Origin of the sequence: Sinomonas sp. (genome assembly GCF_051955515.1) — a bacterium.
Taxonomy (GTDB): Bacteria; Actinomycetota; Actinomycetes; order Actinomycetales; family Micrococcaceae; genus Sinomonas.
Map to the genome: position 1 here is coordinate 1 of NZ_JBQCGQ010000288.1, position 4,410 is coordinate 4,410.

At 68.5% G+C, this 4,410-nt stretch carries 5 protein-coding genes and 1 tRNA gene; 4 read left to right on the forward strand and 2 right to left on the reverse strand.

Annotated elements, in window-relative coordinates; all coding sequences use genetic code 11:
• Positions 1 to 94: 94 nt before the first annotated feature.
• Positions 95 to 895: a VOC family protein gene (locus tag ACTHL9_RS17070; RefSeq protein WP_440520474.1), complete on the reverse strand. Its 801-nt coding sequence runs from the start codon at positions 893 to 895 to the stop codon at positions 95 to 97.
• Between the two features lie 160 nt (positions 896 to 1,055).
• A tRNA-Ser gene (locus ACTHL9_RS17075) sits at positions 1,056 to 1,143 on the reverse strand.
• Positions 1,144 to 1,205: 62 nt separating this feature from the next.
• Here ACTHL9_RS17075 and ACTHL9_RS17080 point away from each other — a divergent pair.
• From ACTHL9_RS17080 to ACTHL9_RS17095, 4 genes are all read left to right on the forward strand, one after another.
• On the forward strand, positions 1,206 to 2,189 hold the full coding sequence (locus tag ACTHL9_RS17080) for an NAD(P)H-quinone oxidoreductase (protein WP_440520475.1): 984 nt from the start codon (positions 1,206 to 1,208) through the stop codon (positions 2,187 to 2,189).
• Between the two features lie 23 nt (positions 2,190 to 2,212).
• Positions 2,213 to 2,866 (forward strand): bacterial proteasome activator family protein, encoded by a 654-nt coding sequence (locus ACTHL9_RS17085; protein ID WP_440520476.1) that lies wholly within the window; start codon positions 2,213 to 2,215, stop codon positions 2,864 to 2,866.
• A gap of 8 nt (positions 2,867 to 2,874) precedes the next feature.
• Entirely contained in the window at positions 2,875 to 3,315 is a 441-nt protein-coding gene (locus ACTHL9_RS17090; RefSeq protein ID WP_440520477.1) for a hypothetical protein, read from the forward strand.
• Positions 3,316 to 3,403: 88 nt separating this feature from the next.
• The gene (locus ACTHL9_RS17095; RefSeq protein ID WP_440520478.1) at positions 3,404 to 4,258 is read left to right on the forward strand and encodes an aldo/keto reductase; all 855 of its coding nucleotides are present in this window, start codon (positions 3,404 to 3,406) and stop codon (positions 4,256 to 4,258) included.
• Positions 4,259 to 4,410 lie beyond the last annotated feature (152 nt).

A 4,410-nucleotide genomic window follows, 5' to 3' on the forward strand; every position in this document is an offset into this window, starting at 1 on the left:
GGGGGGCGCGGCCCCCCCCCCCCAACCCTGGGGCCCGGCCCGCGGCGGGGGTCGCCCCCCCGGCGGCCGCCCCCGCCGCAACCAGGGGTGACAGCTAGCCTTCCTGGTTGGGGTCCTGCTGGTTGAGGTCTTGGTGGATGAGGAACACGGCGCCCATGGGGTCGGTGACCGTCGCGATGCGGCCGAACGGAGTGTCCTCAGCCGCCCGGACGACCTGGCCGCCGAGCTGCTGAACGGCATCGACGGCGCGATCCGCGTTCTCCACTCCCCAGTAGATCTGCCAGTTGGACGGGATGCCCTCGGGCAGGAACGAGTCGGCGTCCATGATTCCGGCCTTCGCCTCGGCGCCTGAGCCGAGAGTCGTGTAGCGGAACTCGGGCGTGTCGCTCATGGTCTCGGTTTCCCAGCCGAGTGCCTCCTCATAGAACTTCACGGTCTGCGGATAGGCGCGGGACATGACCTCGAACCACACCGGCGACCCGGGCTCCGCGAGCTTCCCGAAACCCGTATGGCGCGTGGGCTGCCAGCTGCCGAACGCCGCACCGCCCGCGTCGCCGAACACGGCCATGTGACCCTGCTCGGGCACCTCCATGGGAGGCATGAAGACCTGGCCCCCGGATTCCTGGACCTTCATCGCGGTCCGCTGGATGTCATCCGTCTTCAGATAGACCGTCCACGCATCCGGCATGGCATCCTGCTCGGGGTCCTTGGGCATCAGGCCGGCCACCTGTTCGCCGTCCTTGAACGCCGTGGTGTACCCGCCGTACTTCTCCTCATCGCCGCCCTCGAAGGTCCAGCCGAAGAGCTCGCCGTAGAAGGCCTTGGCCTTCTCGAGATCGCTTGTCATGAGGTCGGCCCAGCAGGGTGCGCCAACGGTCAGCTCGGGCTTGGACATAGCTGCTCCTCAGGTCGGTTGGTCTTTCTCGCGGTGTTCTCTCCCGACGCTATTAGCGCCCACCGACACTTTCAAGGCTGAGCCAGCCATCGCCGTCGTCCGTCTGGCAGGCAACGAGGAGAAACAAAGCGCCCCGGTCCGAAGACCGGGGCGCTCGCAGCGGAAGGTAAGGGATTTGAACCCTTGGTACGGGGTTACCGCACACTGGTTTTCAAGACCAGCTCCATCGGCCGCTCGGACAACCTTCCTTGTGACTAGTAGTGTTTCATAGGCAGCAGACCTGACGAAACTTCCGGAGGAGCGCCCCAGCATGAAGGCCGTCTACATCGTGGATCCCGGCGGCCCCGAAGCCCTGCAGGTCCGCGAGGTCGAGGACCCCGTGCCGGGGCCGGGAGAGGTGCTCATCGACGTTGTTGCGGCCGGTATCAACCGGGCGGACGTGCAGCAGCGGCGTGGCTTCTACCCGCCACCTCCCGGCGCCTCCGAGGTGCCGGGGCTCGAGGTCTCGGGGCGCATCTCGGGTTTCGGGTCCGACGTCGTCAAGCCCTTCGCCGCCGGCGACAAGGTGGTCGCGCTCCTCGCAGGCGGAGGCTACGCGCAGAAGGTCACGGTGCCGGCCGAGCAGGTGCTCCGCGTCCCCGAGGGCGTTGACCTCGTCACGGCGGCAAGCCTTCCCGAGACCGCCGCAACGGTGTACTCCAACCTGTTCATGACCGCGCAGCTTCAGCCCGGAGAGCTCGTGCTCGTCCACGGCGCCACGGGCGGCATTGGGACGATGGCCGTCCAGATGGCGAAGGCCTTCGGCGCGCGCGTCGCCGCGACGGCGGGGACCGAGGAGAAGGTGAGCACGGCCCGGGCGTTCCTGGGCGTGGACATCGCCATCAACTATCGGGAGCAGGACTTTGTCGAGGCCGTGCGCGATGCCTCGGGTGGGCGGGGAGCGGACGTGATCCTCGACGTCGTTGGTGCGAAGTACCTCGACAAGAACGTCGAGGCGCTCGCCCCCTATGGGCGCCTCGTGATCATCGGCCTGCAGGGCGGCGCGAAGGGGGAGCTCAACATCGGGCTCCTGCTCAACAAGCGCGCTGCCATCATCGGCACAGCGCTTCGCCCGCGGCCTGTGGAGGAGAAAGGCGTGATCATGTCCGCCGTCCGCGAGCATGTATGGCCACTCGTGACGGACGGCAGTATCAAGGCCCTCGTGGACCGCACGTTCCCGCTCGGTGAGGTGCAGAAGGCCCACGAATACTTCGACTCTGGGGAGCATGTGGGCAAGGTCCTCCTGACCATGTGAGAGCCCGTGAGAGGATGAACACCATGAGCGAAGCGCACTCAAGCACTGCGCCCGATGGGGATGGCGCCGGACACGACGAGCCCTTCGTGGGAACCGCCATCGAGGGCGCGGACGCCGCGAGCCCCGAGGCGGACGGGTCCGCTCACCGCGAAGAGCACCAGGAGCACCCGCGCCGGGCGTCCCTTCAGGAGCTCGTCGACGAACCGGCGAAGGTCATGCGGATCGGCACGATGATCCGCCAGCTCCTCGAGGAGGTGAAGGGCGCCCCGCTCGATGAGGCAGCCCGGAACCGGCTCGCCGAGATCCACGAGCGCTCGATCGCCGAGCTCGAGGAGGGCCTCGCCCCGGAGCTGGTGGAGGAGCTGCACCGCATTTCGCTTCCCTTCTCGGACGAAGGCGTGCCGTCGGAGTCGGAGCTCCGGGTCGCGCAGGCACAGCTCGTGGGATGGCTCGAGGGGCTGTTCCACGGGATTCAGACCGCCATCGCCGCCCAGCAGGCCGCCCACCAGCTCGCGGCCGCGCAGGTCCAGCTTCGGCAGCTTCCCCCGGGGACGATGATCGCCCCGGGCGTGGTGATCGGAGAGAACGGCGAACCGCAGCGGGCTGCCGGTCCCGGTCTTCAGGCGCGCCCCCACTCGCCCGGGGAGCCCGAGCACGGCCCCGGGCAGTACCTCTGACTATGCCGGTGGGACTCCTCGACAACGTCCTGCGGGGGCGCCGCGACGACGCCGAGCTCGGCAAGGGGCTGTGGCGCCGCGCGCATGACCGCTTCCAGCGCGGCCTCGACCGGTATCACCAGGTCCTCGAAGGGGTCGAGGACGATGACCTGTACGCCGAGCTCGTGGTGATCGCCGACGCTCTCGCCGAGCTCCTTCCGCGAGTCCGCGCCGTGTGCGTCACGTGCCAGCGGCTCGCGCCGAGCGACGGCTTCGACGTCCCCGGCGACTTCGCGGGGGTCCACCGCTCGCTGTCCAAGGCCGGGAATGCGTTGGCGACGACGGCGGAGGCCGCCGCGATGCTGAGCCTCGCCGTGGGTCCCGTTCCCGTGGGCGCGCTCTCCGTGCAGCGCCGTGCGGCTACCGTCCTCGAGCAGGTGGAGGCCGCCGAGGACTCCGTTCCCCGCTGAGTATTCCCGATTTCGCGCTGCGCGAAGCCGGATGGAAACATCTGACAACTCGCTGAATCGGGGCGACGGACGGTGGCAGGATGAACGCATGACTTCTACCAATTCCCTGACTTCCCCTGTGCTCACCTTCCATGACGGCCTGAAGATCCCGCAGCTCGGCTACGGCGTCTGGCAGGTCGAGGACGAGGTCGCCGAGCGCGTGGTCGGCGAGGCGTTCGAGGTCGGCTACCGCCACATCGATACCGCTGCGATCTACGGCAACGAGGCGGGCGTGGGACGCGCGATTGCCTCCTCCGGCCTCGCCCGCGAGGACCTTTTCATCACCACAAAGCTCTGGAACGCAGATCAGGGCGCCGGCAAGGTTGCGCCGGCCTTCGAGGCCTCGCTCGACAAGCTCGGCCTCGATTACGTGGACCTTTACCTCATCCACTGGCTCCAGCCGAAGCGCGGGCTGTACGTCGAGACCTGGGAGGAGCTCGTGAAGCTCCAGACCTCGGGCCGCGTCCGCTCCATCGGCGTCTCGAACTTCACTGTCGAGGCGCTCCAGGAGATCGAGCGTGAGACCGGCGTGCTGCCCGTGATCAACCAGGTCGAGACGCACCCGTACTTCCCGCAGGCCGAGCTGCGCGCGTTCGAGTCCTCGAGCGGCATCCTCCACGAGTCGTGGTCGCCGCTGGGCCAGGGCAAGGACCTCCTCGAGGACCCGGCGCTCAAGGCGATCGCCAGCAAGCACGGCGTTTCCGTCCCGCAGGTCGTCCTCGCGTGGCACCTCGCGCTCGGCAACGTGGTCATCCCCAAGTCGGTGACCAAGGAGCGCATCGCGCAGAACTGGGCTTCGCTTGCCGTGAACCTCGATTCCGAGGACCTCGCCGCGATCGCGCAGCTCGACAAGGGCGCCGCCGGCCGCATCGGGGCCGACCCGGCTGTGAGCGACTTCGCCTGAGCCCAAGGCTCGCGCCGCCGCCCCTCCGCTTGCTCCGTCACGGCCGCAGGGTGTGAACCCTGCGGACGTGACGGAGCAAGCTGAGCGGGAGGGGGCGATGGGCCCCTTGAGGCTGGGGTGGTTTCAGCGGCTGATGACCTTGGGGGCGGCGA